At 51.8% G+C, this 17,428-nt stretch carries 16 protein-coding genes; 2 read left to right on the top strand and 14 right to left on the bottom strand.

Annotated elements, in window-relative coordinates; translation table 11 throughout:
* Positions 1 to 3: 3 nt before the first annotated feature.
* Positions 4 to 687 (bottom strand): RDD family protein, encoded by a 684-nt coding sequence (locus ACJJJA_RS21795; RefSeq protein WP_444903369.1) that lies wholly within the window; start codon positions 685 to 687, stop codon positions 4 to 6.
* Positions 688 to 714: 27 nt separating this feature from the next.
* Positions 715 to 1,461 (bottom strand): DUF2189 domain-containing protein, encoded by a 747-nt coding sequence (locus tag ACJJJA_RS21790; protein WP_444903368.1) that lies wholly within the window; start codon positions 1,459 to 1,461, stop codon positions 715 to 717.
* Between the two features lie 170 nt (positions 1,462 to 1,631).
* Here ACJJJA_RS21790 and ACJJJA_RS21785 point away from each other — a divergent pair, with 170 nt between their 5' ends.
* Together ACJJJA_RS21785 and ACJJJA_RS21780 are read left to right on the top strand one after the other, a co-directional pair.
* Positions 1,632 to 2,249, top strand: coding sequence for a DUF2939 domain-containing protein (locus ACJJJA_RS21785; RefSeq protein ID WP_444899588.1), 618 nt, complete (start codon positions 1,632 to 1,634; stop codon positions 2,247 to 2,249).
* Positions 2,250 to 2,251: 2 nt separating this feature from the next.
* Entirely contained in the window at positions 2,252 to 2,629 is a 378-nt protein-coding gene (locus tag ACJJJA_RS21780) for a DUF2237 family protein (RefSeq protein WP_444903367.1), read from the top strand.
* 83 nt (positions 2,630 to 2,712) lie between these two features.
* Here ACJJJA_RS21780 and ACJJJA_RS21775 read toward each other — a convergent pair whose 3' ends face one another.
* The 12 genes from ACJJJA_RS21775 to ACJJJA_RS21720 form a co-directional block, all read right to left on the bottom strand.
* The gene (locus ACJJJA_RS21775; RefSeq protein ID WP_444903366.1) at positions 2,713 to 3,717 is read right to left on the bottom strand and encodes an AgmX/PglI C-terminal domain-containing protein; all 1,005 of its coding nucleotides are present in this window, start codon (positions 3,715 to 3,717) and stop codon (positions 2,713 to 2,715) included.
* 1 nt (position 3,718) lies between these two features.
* Complete coding sequence (locus ACJJJA_RS21770) at positions 3,719 to 4,240, bottom strand: ExbD/TolR family protein (protein WP_444903365.1); 522 nt, start codon at positions 4,238 to 4,240, stop codon at positions 3,719 to 3,721.
* Between the two features lies 1 nt (position 4,241).
* Positions 4,242 to 4,769 (bottom strand): ExbD/TolR family protein, encoded by a 528-nt coding sequence (locus ACJJJA_RS21765; protein ID WP_252083687.1) that lies wholly within the window; start codon positions 4,767 to 4,769, stop codon positions 4,242 to 4,244.
* 11 nt (positions 4,770 to 4,780) lie between these two features.
* Positions 4,781 to 5,449 carry a MotA/TolQ/ExbB proton channel family protein gene (locus tag ACJJJA_RS21760; RefSeq protein ID WP_252083686.1) on the bottom strand — a complete coding sequence of 223 codons (669 nt, stop codon included), beginning with the start codon at positions 5,447 to 5,449 and terminating at the stop codon, positions 4,781 to 4,783.
* A gap of 236 nt (positions 5,450 to 5,685) precedes the next feature.
* Positions 5,686 to 5,964, bottom strand: a complete 279-nt coding sequence (locus tag ACJJJA_RS21755; protein WP_444903364.1) for a hypothetical protein — start codon at positions 5,962 to 5,964, stop codon at positions 5,686 to 5,688.
* Positions 5,964 to 6,614, bottom strand: coding sequence for a tetratricopeptide repeat protein (locus ACJJJA_RS21750; protein ID WP_444903363.1), 651 nt, complete (start codon positions 6,612 to 6,614; stop codon positions 5,964 to 5,966). Before ACJJJA_RS21750 ends, ACJJJA_RS21755 begins: the two co-directional genes overlap by 1 nt.
* Entirely contained in the window at positions 6,601 to 9,468 is a 2,868-nt protein-coding gene (locus ACJJJA_RS21745; RefSeq protein WP_444903362.1) for a tetratricopeptide repeat protein, read from the bottom strand. The genes ACJJJA_RS21750 and ACJJJA_RS21745 overlap by 14 nt, the downstream gene beginning before the upstream one ends.
* Positions 9,461 to 11,557: a tetratricopeptide repeat protein gene (locus ACJJJA_RS21740; protein WP_444903361.1), complete on the bottom strand. Its 2,097-nt coding sequence runs from the start codon at positions 11,555 to 11,557 to the stop codon at positions 9,461 to 9,463. The genes ACJJJA_RS21745 and ACJJJA_RS21740 overlap by 8 nt, the downstream gene beginning before the upstream one ends.
* 6 nt (positions 11,558 to 11,563) lie before the next feature.
* Entirely contained in the window at positions 11,564 to 12,088 is a 525-nt protein-coding gene (locus tag ACJJJA_RS21735; protein WP_444899595.1) for an AraC family transcriptional regulator, read from the bottom strand.
* 111 nt (positions 12,089 to 12,199) lie between these two features.
* Complete coding sequence (locus ACJJJA_RS21730) at positions 12,200 to 13,201, bottom strand: FAD:protein FMN transferase (RefSeq protein WP_444903360.1); 1,002 nt, start codon at positions 13,199 to 13,201, stop codon at positions 12,200 to 12,202.
* 12 nt (positions 13,202 to 13,213) lie between these two features.
* Entirely contained in the window at positions 13,214 to 14,785 is a 1,572-nt protein-coding gene (locus ACJJJA_RS21725; protein WP_444903359.1) for a hypothetical protein, read from the bottom strand.
* A 159-nt stretch (positions 14,786 to 14,944) separates the two neighbouring features.
* A complete protein-coding gene (locus tag ACJJJA_RS21720; RefSeq protein ID WP_444903358.1) occupies positions 14,945 to 17,428 on the bottom strand; it encodes a LamG domain-containing protein in 2,484 nt (827 codons plus the stop codon).

The following is a 17,428-nucleotide window of genomic DNA, read 5'->3' as shown; positions in this document are numbered from 1 at the left end:
CCCTCAGCCCCTGCCGCCCAATAACCAACTACCCACAGAGCGCAGGTATTCCAGCGCTGCGCTATCTCTCTTCTCGGTAACGGGTTCGAGTAAATTGGCCAGCTCTTGTTGGCGCGCTTCGCTCAGGTCTTCGTGGCGTTCCAGTAAACTGATCAGGGCCAGCTGGTCCTGTTGTTTGAAATTGCGCGGTGGTGGAAGAGGCGTTGTATCCGGCAGGGCTACAGGCACCTTGTCCTCGTCCTTGTAGATCACCAGGGTACCGGCGGCCAAGTCACCGAGACGCTGGAAGTGTCGCCCGAGGGTCATGGCAATAACGCCGGTGGCGTAAGCGAAAGGGAGAAAGTCGGCAAAGCGCAAAAGGTTGCGCACTATGGAAGCACCCCAGGAGATGGGGGTGAGATTGTCGTTGACTACCATCAGGCCGAAGGCCTTCTTACCCGGTGTCTGGCCGCCGCGCAGCACTTCGAAAAACACCGGGTAGAACCACTCCAGCAGGAAGGAGCAGACCAGCCAGATTCCTATACCGGCGGTTTCGGCAAAGGCCAAACCTATTCCCAGAGCGGTCAGTATCAGGGTGCGGTAAAACACATCCACGGCAAAGGCGAGGATGCGCGGCACAGGCCCTGCAGCCCGTGCACGCAGATCGATACCCTCAGGGGTTTCGACGTTGTAGGTGGTATCCAGCAAGCTACCACTCCTGTTAGATGCTACAAATTAGGAACCTTGAGGGCCACCAAAAACTTTGCGGTAGGCGACGCCGTATGCAATAGAAGCTAATGGGAGAGCCCAGATAAGGCCTATCAACAGTGCCAAGCCACCTACAAGATAGATAAGAATTAACACAATAAAGAAGCCCAAAAAAGCAAACCAGTTGCTGGTAATGGCTTTGCGGGATGCTTCCAGAGCTTTCCAGGGGCCTAAATTTTGGTCAGCTACCAAGGGGAGAGCCAGCATATAGGCAATGACCAGATAAATTCCTGGGATTACCAGTAGAAGGAAACCAATACCCACTAATATGCTCATGATGATATAAGTCACACATAAGGGTACTATTTTATCGAAGTGCGCAAAAACCTCAGTACCAGAGGTTTCTTCTTTTCTGGCGATCTTGATGCCCACCATCATCATCCCCACAGCTAGGGGAACCCCTACGATTCCGGTTATCAAGTTATAAATGATCGTTGATGAGAGGGATGCACTAGCGGCCCCTGTCAGATCAAATGCTGGGTAGCCAGTTAGTAGACCGGCAACAAAACTGGTTGCAGCAATTGCGATGATATAAAGAATAATGGCAAACCAAACTGTGCGCTTTTTGCCTTTCGACAGCTGCCAGCCCTCATTGATGGCTTCGCCAATAGAAAAGGAATAATCACCGGCAATGCCTTTCTCGAGTGATCCAAAATCGCCAGCTTCACTATTTTCGGCAAGTTGGGACTCGGGAGCTTTATAAATATCACTCATCCTGTTTGATTTCCTTATTAAAAGTTAACGGATTGGGATGTGCAGAGCCTTGAAGACGAATATCGCACAGGCGCGTTGTGGGAACAATGCCACGCCAGTACAGCGGCAAATTAGGTGATGAATCTTTCTCAGCATAAAATTCCCCTTAGACGTAAAGAGGAAAGGTAATAATGAAGAAATTTCTATGGGCGGGGGCTGTGATAATAATGGTTATCACAGCTGGATATGTGGCACTGCCCTTTTATGCAATGGAACAGTTGCAGCGTGCGGCGCAAATGGCGGGTGCGCAAGAGCCAGAAAAAAGGCGAGAGAGTATCGATACGCTGGAACGCTACGTGGACTTTCCGGTATTACGTGACAATTTAAGGGTTCGTTTACAGGAACAGCTGCGCTCTTCTATAGGCAATTCAATTCCACAGGAATTTGATGAGCTACTAACCGCCGGTGCGAATTTTGTCATGGGGCCATTAATGCAACAGTTTGTAACCCCAGAGGGGGTCGCAGCCCTGTTGCGTGGCGGTGAGGACTTACAGGGGATGGAACGAAAGTTGTTTGGCCAGGACACAGCACCCCAGGCAGATTCCTATCCGCAGACCCGGCAAGATTCTGAAGAAAAGCCTGAGAGCAGTTGGAGACGTCTCAAATGGCGTTTTACCGATATTAACCACCTGAGTGCGGATTATGGGGAGGCCAACCGGGCAGAACTGCGGTTGATTATGCAGCGCAATGGGCTGCATTGGCAGCTGGTGGATATCGAATTACTCAATGGCACCGAGGGGGAAGGTTGATAATGGAGATGGATAGTTCGGTTAATGTGTTTGGCGATGCACTTATTCCCTGCAGCCTGGCACCAATGACCGGTTTTTTTCGCGACGGCTGCTGCAACACCTGCAAAGAGGATCAAGGCTCCCACACGGTTTGTGTGGAAGTAAATGATGAGTTCTTGGCATTTTCCCGCAGCCGTGGCAACGACCTGAGTACGCCGATTGAGGAGTACGGGTTTCCGGGGTTGGCTCCGGGAGACCGCTGGTGCCTGTGCGCCGCCCGCTGGTTGGAGGCCCAGCAGCAGGATAGGGCACCGAGAGTTTTTTTACAGCGTACCCATGTGAAAGCTCTAGAGATAGTATCTCTACAGCTACTGCGACAATACGCTGCAGATTTGAATTAATCAGTGCGGAAGAGAAATTGGCACAGCGAGCAAGCTGTAAAGGGTTGCTCCGCTGTGCCAATGTCATTTATCCAAAACCCCAATCAGGATGGCAGGAAGTCGATGGAGTAATTGCGGGTTGTGGCTTTAACATCCGCAGAACCAAAGTTAATCATGCGGATCCTCGCCAGCAGCTTGCGCTCCAGGGCGGGGTTGTTCAGCTCACTCTCAATCAACTTGATGGACGAAATAGTGCCGTTTGCTTCAATCACCAGCTGCACGGTAATTTTACCCTGCAGGGTGGGATCACGGCGTAAGGCACGGTCATAGATCGCATTGATTGCCGCCTTATTGGCCTCCATTATGCCGCGAATGGCATTGTCAGTTCGCGCCAACTTCTCACCTCTGACTCTCCTGGCCGCCTGGTTGGCGGAGCCTTGCGCCTGAGCCTGCTCAACCCGGGTGGTTTGTCGGCCCGCCAGTGATACGCCTCCCGTGTCAGTGCTGATGCTCCCGGCCCTGACACCGCCGCTCGAAGTTTTGGATTTGTCGCTGATCATATTGCGCTGTGTTTGTGCAGCAGTGGCGCTGCCGGCACTGAGCTGACCGCGGGTAACTTCACCCGTATCAAAACTCTCACGCATATCCAATAAATCGTCGGCCAGGGCATTGATGCCGCTGCTCGCCGCTTTTTCCCGCGCTTTTTGTATAGTGGCAACAGGGGGTGTCTCTACTTTACTGGGCTCGGGTTTCGGAGCCGGTTTCGGCTTTTCCTTCTCGACTTTTTTAGGTTCTGGTTTTTCTTTGGGTTTCTCTGCGTCAGGTTTTTTTTCCTTAGGCTTCGGTTTGGCCTTGGGTTTGGGCTTCGGCTTGGGGAGCTCCTTTTTCTCCAGGATAACCTTGGCCAGTTGTGGTGGCACTCGCTCTGCCTGTTCCCGGGTCAGCTCCGGCACTGGAGCAAAGGTAACGATGGAACCGCAAACGGCGAAGACAATAAGCCCTGCACGCAGGAACTTTATAAAGCGCTGGTCTTCCTGGTTGGAAGCAGACCAGGGCAACAGGGTTTCCTGTAGTTGCCAGGGGGCATAGCGGCTGGTTGCAGTGCTCATATCAGCTTTCCACCCCCGCGGGATCTATTGGTGCTGTCTGCTCAACAGCAAAAGAGATATCGCGGTAATCTGCCTGGGCGCAGGTCTGCATAATCTTTTTGAGCAACTCATAGGGAACCTGCTCGTCACCCATAATGGTGACCGAGCGTCCCCTTTGCTTTTGCTCGTCGCTGAGTTCACCGGCGCGTTCGGCGCGGTACTCCAGTTCCTTCAAGAGGGGCTCGATATTTTCCTTACCAGCGTCAATATCGTTAATGCCCACGATCATGCGATCACCAACGAATAATTGCTGATTATTGACCCTCACGACCGTAGTAACTTCCGGCTTTTGCTGAGAAGTGGACTTGGGTAGCTTGATGGTTTTATCTGTTTGCAAAACCTGTACATCGCTAGTGGAGTTCACCAACAGGAAAAATACCAGAATGGTGAAAATGTCCATTAGAGAAACCAGATTGAGCTTCGATTGCTGTCGTTTCTGTCGCTGACGCCGCTCCTGTAATTTGGCGGCTGCGTTAAGCATCATTTTATTTCCCCACTACGGTTGTTTGCTGGGGGGCATCGCCCAGGGAAATCTGTGGAAACAACTCGGCATCGACGACTGATGCGGCAACTACTGCTCGATAGCTGCGTGCGGTATCCATAGCTGCCACCAGGGTTTTGTAGGATGTACCTTTTTCCGAGAGAATGACCAAGTCGTCTTTCTCGATGGATTTTTCCCTTAAGTTACGCTTTATCTGCTGCAGTATCAGGGAAACCGTTTCCATATCTGGTTCACCATCAGTATTCTCCACTCGCCTGACTAGTTGCCCGGCCGGGTAATTGATATCAACATGTGCGGTGCGTAATACCAGTTCCAACTGTCGATTTTCCTGTTCAGTTGCACTACTGCTTCCATCACTGATGCCAGGAAGATTGAGTTTTAAAACTGAGATATGGGAAAACACCATATTGAGCAGCAGTACAGGAACCAGGATAGTCATCAGGCTCATAAAAGAGGTGATGTCCAGCTCTGCTTCCTCGTGTCCACGGCGACGAATATTTAATTTCAACATGGCGAGAGCCCTCAGGCATTCACTGCGCGCTGCTGTTCCGTTTTTTGTGGGCGGCCCATAGTCAACAGGTTTAGGAACTTTACTCCGGCCATCTGCAGGCTATCTACAATTTCATTGGTCTTGTTTTGTAGCATGGAATTAAATAGCAGAAGGGGAATTGCTGAGATAAGCCCGAATGCGGTGGTATTCATTGCTACGGAGATACTGGTAGACAACATAGTGGCTTTTTCCGCAGGGTCGGCAGCGGCTACAGCGGTGAACGCTGCGATAAGGCCCATAATGGTGCCTAACAAACCGAGTAGGGTAGCAATATTGGCCAGGGTAGCCAGGTAGTTAGTGCGCTTTTCCAGGCGCGGTACTGCTTCGAGGATGCCCTCTTCGATTGCCAATGCAATATTTTCCTCGCGCTTGGCGAATTGCAGGGTATTAATACCGGCGGCGGCAATGCGACCCATTGCAGCATCGTTGTCCCGGGCCAGTTGCAATACATTCTGGTAACTGCGTTTTTGCAGTAGCGGTAATACCTGCAGATAAGCGCGGCGATTGGCGCTCTTAGCGCGGGAAAGAAAAATCCAGCGTTCCACTACCATGGCGAGGCCGATAACCAGCACCAGGGCAATAGGGTACATAAAAGGGCCGCCAGTCTGGAAAAAGCGCAATAACGCCTGAGTAAATTCCATGATGAGTGTCTCCACAGAAGTAAGTGTTTAATTAGCGATATTTTTTTGCCAAACGGCCATTCCATGGTCATTGGGCATGATGATGAATATTGTGGAGTCGGATGAGGGCTCTACAATAAACTCCTGATAAGTGAAATACCTGCGGTGGCTTATCCCTGCACCACTGGAGTACTGAGTTTCAGCAAAAAAGCACGATTACATTAGTTTGTGGTGCTTTATGAGTATTATTATTTTTTCTATTCATTTTTTTCTTCAACAACCGGCTTGGCACTGAGCAGTTGAATTTCCCGTTTGAATTCTGAGAGCTCCTGGTGCTTGAAAACGGTATTAAAATTTTGGGCCAGAGAACTATCAAGGCGCTGCAGGCTGTCGGCTTGCTTCCAAGGGATGATATACAGCACCTTAGGCTGTTCCTGACTACCGATTACCGTGGATTTCAGTGTGGTGATTTCTTCGGCACGGGCGGTGAAGCCGGTGCATATTACGGACATTAGGATGATTAATTTATCTCGCATCAGAGTCTACGCTCCAGTTCCAGTATCCAAGCGCCGAGCAATTTGTCTTCTTGTTCTCGACTGCTCTGGGCCAAACGGTATTGCTGTAATGCCTCTTCCGGCCTGTTTAGATAGAGGTCATAGAGAATACCCAGATTGCGGTGCGCATCGCTAAAGTCGGGCCAAAGGTTCAGCGCCTGCAGGTAGCACTGTTCGGCCTCTTCGAAACGGCCAGCGTCGCGCAGTAGGGCAGCCAACTGATTCCAGGCAAATACATTACCGCCATTGACCTCAATCGCCTTGCGAAAGCTATTTTCCGCATTCTCGGCCTGTTCACTTTTCTGCTGTACTATCCCGAGGTTTAGCCAGGGGCCAGAGAGCTCTGGCCAGCGTTCAATGACCTGCTGTAGCTGCTGCACTGCGGTTGAGCTATCTCCGTTGTTAAAGCTCTCGTGTGCCTGAGCCATAGCGACGCTGGCCTCTTTGGGAACCCGCTTGGCATCCGCCAAATAGGGGTTTTCCGTAATTACATGCTCAGTTGAGGCGTCCTTCTGTTGAGCATTTTTACCAAGTGGAAGGCTGCCACAGGCGCTGAGTGTCGACAGAATCAGTAGTGTTGCTGTGAGGCGAAAAATACCACTGGGGCAATTGCGCAAATCAATGCAGTGCATGGCTCCACTCCAGGGTTGCTTCCGGTTTTTTGTAGCGTGCAGGTAACAGTTCGCCGAGTGAGGCAAAACTACGTTTGACCCAGTCGTCGTAAATTCCATCACTGGTTCGCTGAATATTGGCCTGATGCAGCTCTATAGCCTTTTCCTCGAAGGGGAAGGCCTGTTCTTCCAGTAGGATTTCGTACTGCTCCAACTCAAGGTCATTCAGGTTTTTGGGGCGTTGAGATTCCATCAGGTCATGGCTGAGCTGTCGATAAACTTCAGCTAAACGGAAATTGGCCTGGGTGGTGAATTCCGCAATTTCCAGCTCGAGAACCTTGCGATAATCGGCCACGGTGGTTTTCATCGCGCGCTTTTTATTGGCGAGACTGGTTTTTAGCGGCAGGTGCAATTTTAATGAAGCGAATTTTTCATAGCTCTGCTCTGCCAATGCGCTTTGGGAATAGGCGGACAGGTAGCGGCCCCGAGGGGATTTTTCTGAATTTTTTGCTAATTGCTGTAGCCAATAATTCTGTTTATTACGTTGATTGGTTTGCCCGTAGAGTTGCACTAACTGATATTGCGCTTCCAGACGTTGTTCAGCAGGCTTTGGCCAGAGCTTGTTGTAGTTACGGTAACTCTCAATGGCACCTTGATGCTCACCTGCTTTTTGCAAGCTTTCCGCCGCGAGGAATAAGGATTGGCGACGTACTTCTCGGTCGGGATCATTTTGTGCAAGTTGCAGTAATTCGCCGGCTGCAGCGGCAGGCATTTTCAAGGCTTCAAAAATAACTACCGCCTTGGCGGCGAGGGTAGGTGCCAGCTGATGTGCAGGATAGAAACTCCGGAAGTCTGCAAGTTCAGCACTGGCACGCTGCCACTGCTGTAATTCCATCAGGTAATTGATCGCGTCATACTGGGCGGTGGCTGCAATTTCGCTGCGTCCACTCTCCCTGATTCGCAGCAGGTGGTGCAACGCCTCCTCACTGGGAATCTCTCTGCCATCCTCGGTGAGTGCTGGTTGCGCAAGTGCCAACTCTGCCTGCCTATAGATGGAAAGTTGAAGTTGCTTGCGTGTGTCCTCGCGCAAATGGCTGTCCTTAGGCTGTATATTCAGCGCACGGGTATAGGCTTCTTCCGCAGCCATATAATCTTTCAATGAAAAGTGACAGTGAGCCAGGATCATCGCGATATTTAATTGCTGAGCCTTATTCGCTGGTGGCTGCCACTGATCTGCAGCTTGTGCAGCGGCAATAGCCTCGGCAAAACGTGACTGTTGTAGCAGCTTATCTGCGGCAGATAGTTGTACTGGTAAGGCTCTTTTATCCTGTGGCCAGCTCTGGGCAAATTTAAGGCTGGCCTCAATGTTGCGATCCAGCCACAGGATTTTTTGCTCGGCATCCTGGTCCGGTGTTTCTTTATGCACTTGTGCAGAGCTAAGAATGGCTGCATAACCAGCCTCCGCACCATGCTTCTTGTCTTGGTGTTCCCAGGCTACCTGGCTGTATGCGCGCCAGGCTCCAGCGTAGTCGCCAGCCTGCTCGAGACATTCGGCCATCAGGAAGACCATTGGTGGAGTGCGGGGGTCCTGTGGAAAAGTCTGTGAAAACTGCCGGTAGAGTTCCGCTGCCGCTAGGTAAGCTTTGCGAGACTGAGCTTTGAGCTGCTGTTTTTGTTTACTTTTATTAGCCGGTGCCTTGCTTGCTAGCTGAGCAAGTTCCTGCGCGCGCGCGTGGTCAAATTGGGCTAACTCTTCAAGCCAGGGGCGCAGTGATTGTGCCAGGGCTTCGCGCTGACTTGCCTCTGCCTGCTGCCAATACTCACTGCGAATACCATAGCGCTGTACAAATTCCCGCTTGGTTGGAAGCACCTCATCGTGTAAGCCGCCATTTTGCAGTGTTTCAATAGCTTGCAAATGTAATGATGGCGCTTCAGTGCTATTGGGGTAGTGCTTAACAAAAGCCAGATAGGTATCCGCGCTGTTGCGGAATAACTCTTTCTCTCGATACCAATTGCCCAGAGCGCTGTACAGCAGGTGCTGATAACCTCGTGGTTTGCCATCGGGATTAAAGGACTCGATAGCTTCGGCACCGCCCAGGTAACTAAAATTCAGGGCCAGGCTACGAAGGCTATCCTCGCGCAGGCGCTTCTGGCCCAGAGGTAATTCTGCTTCGCTGGCACGCTGCTGCAGAATATCCAGAGACTCGAGAAATATCTCCGTGGAACGACGGTAATTGCTGGACTTAAACTCTGACCAGGCGAGCATATAGCGGGCATTATCGGAAAATGGACTTTCGCCCTTCTCCAGCAATGCGCGGAAGTCCCGTGCCGCTGCCGAATACTCCTTGCGATTGAAAGCCGCTTCGCCTCGGCGGAATAAAACCTCCCCCATAAACGGTGAGTCAGGCGCGCCCTGGGCGATGCGCTCCAGTGCTTGCAGTGCGCCTGGCATTTCGCCATCCATAGCACGAGCTCGCGCCAGACGATAGAGAATATAGTCGTCTCGAGGGCTCTCTTTGGCGAGTGTCTGGTAGTGCTGCACCGCACTGGCAAAACCGACTGAAACTTCCGGGTTATCCGCCTGATGTTGCTCCAGTCGCTCCATTTCCAGATCGGCCAGGCGCAAACGAATCTGTGCGCGAATCTGCGGGTCTGGCTGGCTGGCCAGTGCTTGTTGATAGCTCTGTACGAGAGTGGCGAGATCAACCGATATCAACTCAGGGGGAGCTGATACAGGTTCTTCAGTGGAAGCAGCCGTGGCCGTGGGCAGATCTGCAAGTGTCAGTGCGGACTGATTGCTGCAGGCGGTACTGATACAGCAGATAGCGGCAGTGAGCAGACGCAGGGAAAAGCTTCTGGAATCAAACCTATTCACTCTGCCCCCCTTCATTATCGGGCAATAGAGCTTCTGCGGTCTTTTCCTCAGTTATTTTCTCTACTGTGGCATTGCCTTTTTCGTGAGTATTTTCGCCATCTTGCGTTTCCACCTGAGTATTTTTCTCAGGGCTTTTTGGCGGAGGCTGGCTGGCGGCCTCTAGCATGGAGGCATCCTGTAAGCGCGCGATAGCGAGGCGGGTGTGGGCCTGGTAACTGTGAATCCGCGACTGCTCTCGCTCCAGCTCAGCAATAATATCCCGGCGTAGGGCAGCCTCGACCTTTGAAGCCGTTTTGGCTATGGCTGCGCGTTGGCCGGATAATTGCGCCGCAGTGCTAGCCAGACGCTCTGTTAGCTGGGTCAATTGCGGAGCGCGGCCCACTTCTACAGAGGTTTTACCTAGTTGCTTCTCACCATCGCGTAAGCTGGATTCGAGTAGTTCCAGAGTTTTGCGCTGTTGCCACAAGCGGTGATGATACTGTTCGCTGGCTTGCCATAATAAAATGCCACGGGCCTTAGCTAGGGTCTCGCCCTGGTAGTTGGACCCCTTACCGTTACTGCGCAGTAGTTGATAGCGTTGCTCAGCGCCCTGGAGTATCTCCAGCATTTCGAATATCTCACTGTTATTTCCACCCTCCCCGTTGCTGGTAGCTTCGAGCAGAGTCAGTGCGTCACGCTCCCCTTCTATTTGGGCCAGGGCATCGTTGAGATTGCGGTAGTGTTGCTTGGCGATTTGCAGTTGCTGGTCAAACTCTGCGCTCTGGTACTGCCCGATGATGCCGGAGCGCCTTTGGTGACGCTCTTCGATCAATGAATGCAATTGTGGAATTTTTTGTGACCAGTCATTGAGTACTCTATCCATCTGCTGCAGGTCGCGCAGCTCCGAAAGGCGCAGCTGGAATTGATCGCTCTGTAAAATGGGTAAGAGAAAATGCTGGTTGTTCCGCAGTAAGGGTGCGGCTTGAGCCAGTTGTAGCCAGCCGTAGCGTTGTGACTGGCTAAATTGACTGGCGTCCGCCAGCGGTTCTGAAGACAGCTTCCGCTGTAAGTGTTGCAGCTGCTGCAATGTACTCTCGAAATATGTGGCTGCATCACTATAGGCGCTTAGGGCTTTATTGCGTTCAGCCTGCTTTTCATAGGCATAGGGCAGGGCGACCCTGGCCTCCCGTGCGGCGGGACTGTGTTGGTGTTCTGCCAATAAAAAACGTAGGGCATCTACCCCCTCCTGGTATTGCTCGCTGTTGATCGAAGACCAAGCGAGCCCGAGTAGAGCTTTGGTTGCCCAGGGGGTGTGCAGGCGCACTTGGGAAAATTCAGCTTGGGCCTGGGAAAACTGCTCTGACAATGCCATAGCGTAGCCAGCGCCGATATGCGCTTTGTCCGCGAGTATCAGGATATCCTCTGAGGGTTCATCTTGCTCAGTCGCCAGTGTGCTTGCGAAGTGATATTCCTCGGCGGCGGCAACTAACTCTCCTCTTCGGGCTAAGGCTGCGCCTAGATTGATACGCCCGAGTAGGCGCTCTGACAGCGGCAGATCGGCTCTTTTAAGGAATTCCTGGGCTGTGGAGATTTCTTCACTGCGCAAGGCCAGGTTAAGGGGGAGGGTAGAGGAATCTATGGCTCCAGACTTTTCCAGATTTTTTGCCGCTAAGGAAAAGTCACCCTGCAAATAGTTCAGCTCTGCCAGTTTCAGCCAGGCTGCCTGGTGCAGTTTGGAATCTGTATCTTGGTTGCCGGTTTGAAGCTGTAGTTCGAAAAGTTCGGCAGCGCGCCGATGCAGACCAAAACTGAGGCTGACTCCCCCTTCGATCAACGCGGCACTGTCGCGGTGAACTTTAATTGAATCACGTTGCTTGGCGACAAGCAGGGTGCTGAGGGCATCGAAATGATTGCCTTGAAAGTACTCATACAGGGTTGCCCCGTAGGACATATCCTGAGCTTGGCGATACTTTTTGTCTTCGGATTGCGTCTTTTCCTGAGGCGCTGTTCCTTCCGAGGTAACTTCGGTCTCGGTGCCATAAGCAGGCAAACTGGCACCTAGCAAAGCGACACTGAGGGATATTATGCGGGAGAGGGGCCGGTAGCTCATGGGTAATCAGGGCGTGGGCCATTGAATGAGTTCAAAGTCCGGCTGTTGTTTGCCGGTTTTATCTGAGATGCGCAATTCGATAACAACGGGCTCATCGGTCTTTTCCAACTCTAGAGTCGCGCCCCGCTTATATTCGCGTCCCTCTGGTCCAAGACCGGTAAAGAAAGCGGAAATGGTGTAGTTACCAGATTTCAGGTTGCCTTTGTGTAGGGGTTGGATACCACCGCGTACAAGAGCACTGCGCTGATGATCGGTATACAGGTGGCTAGCTGTGAGTTTATTGTCGATATGTAATTTAACAGCGTCCAACTGAAAATAGTGACCGACATCCACAGAAACATAAAAAGCCACTTGGCTTTGTGCCGGGTAGAGCAGGTCCTCTTCCAGGATTAACAAATCCCGGTTTAACTTAATAACATCACGCTTTAGATTTTCCAGCTTTTCAGCAGAAAAAGACTCTTGCTGAGCCTGAGACGCTGCGCCTGTGAAGAGGGCGAGTGAGAAAATAAACAACTGGAGAACGCGTCCCATGGAAGGCCTTTCGCTTGCTTTTGGCTTTATTGTGTAATGGGCGCAAATTATGTCAGGGGCGCAGCTATCTGGTGTGATCCCGTTGGCAAATTTTTTACGACGTTGTAACGATTATTGTGGATTTGCCAGTCCCTTACTGAAGAACAGACGTTTGTTACTGTCGATAACCACTGCTTCAAATTGGGGCAGGCGATCAATGAGTGCCAGTCCTTTTTTCTTACCCAGCACAAATACACTGGTGGAAAGTGGATCGGTATCAAAACCCCTTGGGCCGATAATACTGACACTGATTAATTTATCGCTGTCTCCAACAGCTGTGTCTGCGGGCTTTCCGGTATTTGGATTGAAAATATGATGTACACGCTCTTGCTGTTCATCAATAAAAAAGCGCTCGTAGTCACCGGAAGTTGAAATGGCAATGTCGCTCAGGGGGATTACTGCGGCACTTTTGCTTTTTTCTCGCGGGTGACGAATGCCTACCAGCCAAGGTTCACCGCGTTTATCGCCTAGCATACGTGCATCGCCACCGGCGCTGACACTGGCACAGCAGATTTCAGCCTGTTCGAGAATCTGAATGGCTTTATCCACAGCATACCCCTTGGCAATTCCACCCAGGTCAATTTTTGTTTCGCTGTGACCAAACCGCAGGGTCTTGGACTTTTTATTCAAATGTAAGTGACGGTAGTTCAGCGCCTCAATTAGAGAGTCAGTAAGGGCGGAGTCTGCCTGTTTTCTGTTGCGGAAATCATAGTGTTTGCCGAGAGTAGCGTAGCTGATATCAAAGGCTCCACCGGTCAGGTGGCTGAACCAGAGAGACTTATCCACCAGAGAAAGCAGCTCATCGGAAATATTGACTGCGGTTTTGCCTGCCTCCCGATTAACGAGGGATAGCTCGCTTTCTGGCTTGTAGGGTGACAACTGGTTATCTAAGCGATGGAATTCTGCCATTACCTTTTCGATCAGGTATTCAGCCTCACTGGCATTCTCGTGCCAGAGCTGAAGATGGACTTCAGTGCCCATGATTGCACGCTCGGCATAATGCCATTCGGCCAATACTGGTGCCGCACAGAGGGCGGCACCACCTAACAGAAGAGATCGAATAAAACGCAACATCTCGGTATCACATTATCTTATGGGGGCAAAAGCGGTCATGCTGTCCCTGAGGGTAACGCTACCGAGACCGTGGTTGGGAAAGATTTTTTCAAAGTTATCTTGTTCACCATGTAAAGCCAGGTAATTCATGACTACCGTTTCTACCAGTAGATTAACGTTGTTGGCGGCGGGACTTGAAGACGTTTCCACGTCCCCGGAGGAACGCATATAACCCAGCTGCTGATGCCTTGCCTGCTCGTCGACGCTGCCACCGAGTAATTGCGGACGCCCGGCAGGGTTGTATACCAGGAAGAAAGAAGCAGCGGTTTGCTGATTGTCTCCGGTCCATACACCCTTGCCACGACCTTCGACAGAGTCGTCGATCATTCCGTTGGAGAAAACCGAACCATCGCTGAAGACATAAATCATCAGTGGCTGGTTACGACGTGCAGCATACTCCAGGCAGGCGCCAATACAGCGACCGGCACGCAGGTCGCGCATCTCGCCGGTGGCGCGGTCGCCGGTATGGTAGTCGTAGCCGCCCATGGTGATAGTGCCGGCACCGGCATAGCCATTCACCACTAGTTTCATCGTTGAAGCGGTTTTGCGGAATTCTCCATCCCCACTCAGTTCAGCACTGGTAAAAATACCGGAGGGACCGACAATATCCGGGTCGGCTTCGGGGTTTAGATCGGCGGGATTACCGAAGCGATCCGCCAGGTCGGCGCTCTTCATATAACCGCAGCGCACCATATCCTTGATAATCGCATCGGCTCCCACGCGAGTGTTTACCTTACCCAGCTTGGCATCAGAAATACGGTACATGGATTCCATCACTGCAACCGTGTCTTCCTGGCTGAGCAGGCCCACCAGGTCGCCCACATCTACGAGGCCGGTAACATCAGAAGGCCTGTCCACTTTGGTTGGGCGAACTTCAGGGTTGATCATTGCCGACGGAGCCATGGAGTTACCACCGGAATCACTGGAGCGAGAGCCGATCAGGGCCAGTAGGGAACCATTGGCCCCGGCCTTGTTGATTCCGTACATGGGGTTGTGAGGATTGTTGCCGGTATCGTTTTCCGAGCGTGCCGGGATCACCGCACCGTTGGTAGCGGTAGCAGTGCCGGAGCTCACTTTTTCCAAGATACCGCGCAACATGCCGCTGTCGCTATGGAAAGCAAGGCCCAGGTCGGTGTTAACAAATCCTTCTCCGGCTGAGGGGATCATATCGCCCGGCAGCCCCTGTTTGTTGTAGCCGGCCGTACCGAGAAAATCCATCTGACCACCCTGTTTACCTACCAATACATTGGAGCCAGCGATATTGGCTCCACCGGCGAGGTCGAAACAGATAAATGGGATTTTACCGGCGCCAAAAGCGCTAACATCACAGGGGCCGCCGTTACTCTTGCGCAGGTCTTCCAGGTCGGCAGACAGAGCTGCGTGGGCATTATGTGGGTTGGCAAACATACTGAATACAGAGCCACCTAATACTGTCGCCATACCCGCGCGGAAGCCCTGGGCGAGAAAATCACGACGGGTTACCGGGCGGTGGTGATCCGGGTGGCGTAGGGGCTGGTCCAGCTCAAAATATTTTTTCTTGCTCATAGTTTTTTGCGGATTTTTTATCCGATGTGCCGGTAAATTATTTTTTAAATTTTTAGCAGATTGTTGAAAATTTTCTTTCGACAATCTTGTCTAGGCTGTGATTAATCTTCCCAGGTACGGTGTTTAAAACCGTACCTGGGCGGCAGCCCGTTTTTTTAATCAGTGAATCAGGATCATAGCGCTGCCCATGGCGGCGGCGCATACGGCTTTGACCGTGGTCTCGGTGCGATCTGCTTCACAACCATTGCCACAGGCAGTCATGGTGTTGATCAGGCTGTTTAATTCTGCTTCTACGGTGCCCAGGTCTGGTGCACTAGACAGCTGCGAGTGGCTGCCGTCATGCCAGTTCATTTCGTGGCCCAATAGGCTTTCCATTAATGGATCAATCACCAGTGCTCGTTTACTAGCGCTGTCAAAAGCTGTATTGGCAGGAGCATTAAAATCAAAACCTGGGAAATAACTTCCGCGCGCATTGGAATCCACCAGGGTGCTGCAGTATTTCACGGCAAGCTGGGTGATACCCATTTGTTGTGCCGCCAGGAATCCGCTGATATCACTGGAGACAGGTAGCTGGCGCTTCACGGCTTCCCAGGTTTCCATCACATCCGGGTGGGCGCTGGAAATGCCGGTGGCGCGAGAGAGGCTGGCGTTAATCTGCTCGAAGCGGCGCAGGCCAATACGCGGTTGGGCCTCCAGGTCTGCTGGCTCCGGTGGTGCGGCAGGTGTGGGCTCTACACGAGTAAAGCTAGCGTTGCCGATACGCTCGAAAGTAAGGAAAAATTCATCTTCCAGGGGGCCTTTATCGAGGGTAATGATAGTGCCAAGCCTCGACAGCTGCTGGCCTTGCAGGGGCACATAACTATCATCGATTTCGGCGGATAATTTAGCCCAAGACTGGCCCACTTCCGCTTCGCGACCATTAATACCGATACGCATGCCTTCGATAGCGATACCTTTCGGATCGACACTTTCATCCAGGCTGATAAAGGTAGGTTCACTGAACAGGTAGGCATAGTTGTCGAACTGCTGAACGGTAAACATTACGTAGCTTTCGGCAATGCCGGTGTGTTCTTCAACTTTAAACAGCAGGAAGTATTTTTCTCCGACACCTACTTCATAGTTGGTGGCAACATCATCGGCAGAGAGTGCGCGAGAGTGAATCGCCAGCATGCGGATAGAACCCTGCCAGCTATTTCCGTTACTTACTTCACTACCAACCGCTAGGGCAAAGGTGTCGTCCCAAGTGCTCAAAAGCCCCGCTTCGCTGGGGTCCATTTCCCCAGTATCTGCGCCGTTTACAAAGAGTTTACGGCCGTTGATCGGGTCAAAGGTCGCGACCACGTGCTGCAAACTCGCCTGTACCAGCTGGTCTGCATCATCAGTCATCAGAGCTGGCATTCCATCCGCATCGGTACTGTCACTGCGGTTCTGGAATATGTAGCTGTACTGCGCCTGCCCTAGGGTGAGGTTGCGAATATCGTCACCGCCGGAATAGGTAACCAAACGTGCGGGACCTTCCTGGGTGACATTGGCTGGTGCAGCCCAAACCTCAATAGAGTATTCGCCGGTGGCAGTGAGAGTTTCGTATAACTTACGGCTGGTTGCCGTAGCGCCCTGGGCTTTACCACCTTTAAGCTGCAAACCCCAGGACTCAATCCACTCCACATCGCCTGAAAGAGCCAAATCAATGGCTGGATTTACCCCGGAAGTGTCATAAGCCGTAGTGCCACTACCGGTTTTAAATTCATATAGGGCGATTGCATTATTTTCTATACGGCCACCACTGCTGGCGACAATACCATCGGTGAGAAGCAGAGCCTTACTAAGGATCCAATTCGGATTGACTTCAGTAGGGGCAATGCTGTCGGCAAAGGCTTGGATAGCCGCCGTCATTTCCGCTGCGTTGCTAGAGCAGTTATCCCAGCAATTGTGAAATTCACTACCCAGGCGTACAGAGAAGCGTGAATCCGCAGGGGTATCCAGGTTCATTTTGCTTTTCGCCGCCTCGTAGGCGAGATCCACATCAGAGCTAGCAAAGTAGGGTTTTTGTGTGAGCGCGGCATCTTCGCTGTGGCAACTGGCACAGTAGTTACGCAATACTGGGTAAACGGTAGTGCCGAAGTTACTACTGGAGACAGGGAAGCTCTTGCTCGCGCCCACATCGCGTTCAATTGGGGCAGTTAGTGTGACTGTATTACTGAGACCGCCGCTGGCTCGAGCCCATTCTTCAATATAATTGGTAATAATTTCAGCGCAGGCATCGTCGCTGGAGAGCCAACAGTTGTGCCCGCCGCCCACCTTGGTTACCAGGCGTGACTCTTCCGGGAGGCTTAGGTTTACCAGTTCACGACCTTCATCGTAAGCTGCATTAATATCGTCACCGCGTACGAAATGGGGGCTCTGCGCGCCCTCTACGTGGCAACTACCACAGCGATTCTGTTCGGCCAGGTTATCCCAGATATAGCGCTTGTACTGTTTGACATCTTCAGTTTCCGGTGCTGGGCCTGAATAGCTGGTGCCGTTATTGGATTGGTTCGTATTTGGCTGCTCTTCTGTATCTTTGCCACTGCCGCCACTACAGGCGGCAAGGAATGCTGCTGTACATAAAAGGGTAGATATTTGCAGGTTCTTAAAAATTTTCAT

Source organism: Microbulbifer mixtoriginis (SeqCode), from assembly GCF_052466865.1.
The sequence above is the reverse complement of the archived record's forward strand: the minus strand, read 5'-3'. Positions and strand labels throughout refer to the sequence as shown.

Bases quoted from the DNA above. Each gene is read 5' to 3' on its own strand.
- ACJJJA_RS21780 (WP_444903367.1), top strand. From the start codon at position 2,252: ATGGAGATGGATAGTTCGGTTAATGTGTTTGGCGATGCACTTATTCCC.
- ACJJJA_RS21770 (WP_444903365.1), bottom strand. From the start codon at position 4,240: ATGATGCTTAACGCAGCCGCCAAATTACAGGAGCGGCGTCAGCGACAG.
- ACJJJA_RS21755 (WP_444903364.1), bottom strand. From the start codon at position 5,964: ATGCGAGATAAATTAATCATCCTAATGTCCGTAATATGCACCGGCTTC.
- ACJJJA_RS21775 (WP_444903366.1), bottom strand. From the start codon at position 3,717: ATGAGCACTGCAACCAGCCGCTATGCCCCCTGGCAACTACAGGAAACC.
- ACJJJA_RS21720 (WP_444903358.1), bottom strand. From the start codon at position 17,428: ATGAAAATTTTTAAGAACCTGCAAATATCTACCCTTTTATGTACAGCA.
- ACJJJA_RS21760 (WP_252083686.1), bottom strand. From the start codon at position 5,449: ATGGAATTTACTCAGGCGTTATTGCGCTTTTTCCAGACTGGCGGCCCT.
- ACJJJA_RS21750 (WP_444903363.1), bottom strand. From the start codon at position 6,614: ATGCACTGCATTGATTTGCGCAATTGCCCCAGTGGTATTTTTCGCCTC.
- ACJJJA_RS21765 (WP_252083687.1), bottom strand. From the start codon at position 4,769: ATGTTGAAATTAAATATTCGTCGCCGTGGACACGAGGAAGCAGAGCTG.
- ACJJJA_RS21730 (WP_444903360.1), bottom strand. From the start codon at position 13,201: ATGTTGCGTTTTATTCGATCTCTTCTGTTAGGTGGTGCCGCCCTCTGT.
- ACJJJA_RS21740 (WP_444903361.1), bottom strand. From the start codon at position 11,557: ATGAGCTACCGGCCCCTCTCCCGCATAATATCCCTCAGTGTCGCTTTG.
- ACJJJA_RS21785 (WP_444899588.1), top strand. From the start codon at position 1,632: ATGAAGAAATTTCTATGGGCGGGGGCTGTGATAATAATGGTTATCACA.
- ACJJJA_RS21790 (WP_444903368.1), bottom strand. From the start codon at position 1,461: ATGAGTGATATTTATAAAGCTCCCGAGTCCCAACTTGCCGAAAATAGT.
- ACJJJA_RS21725 (WP_444903359.1), bottom strand. From the start codon at position 14,785: ATGAGCAAGAAAAAATATTTTGAGCTGGACCAGCCCCTACGCCACCCG.
- ACJJJA_RS21735 (WP_444899595.1), bottom strand. From the start codon at position 12,088: ATGGGACGCGTTCTCCAGTTGTTTATTTTCTCACTCGCCCTCTTCACA.